The 257-nt window shown below is 72.0% G+C and carries 1 pseudogene; it reads left to right on the top strand.

What is annotated here, in order from left to right:
• Nucleotides 1-257, top strand: a pseudogene (locus tag KZZ06_RS21465) (glycosyltransferase family 2 protein); the annotation flags it as partial.

The following is a 257-nucleotide window of genomic DNA, read 5'->3' as shown; positions in this document are numbered from 1 at the left end:
CAACAACGACATCGAGGTGCTCGAGCCCGGCTGGCTCGCCGAGCTGGTCCGCCACGCGGTGCGGCCGGAGATCGGGGCCGTCGGGGCCAAGCTCCTCTATCCGGACCGCACGATCCAGCACGGCGGCATCGTCCTCGGGATCGGGGGCGTGGCCGGCCACAGCCATCTCGGCGTCGCCGACGCGGATCCGGGCTATTTCTGCCGCATGGTCATCGCCCACGAGGTCTCGGCGGTCACCGGCGCGTGCCTGGCCATGC

The organism is Sulfitobacter sp. CW3 (assembly GCF_019392245.1).
Classification (GTDB): domain Bacteria; phylum Pseudomonadota; class Alphaproteobacteria; order Rhodobacterales; family Rhodobacteraceae; genus Sulfitobacter.
The sequence above is the reverse complement of the archived record's forward strand: the minus strand, read 5'-3'. Positions and strand labels throughout refer to the sequence as shown.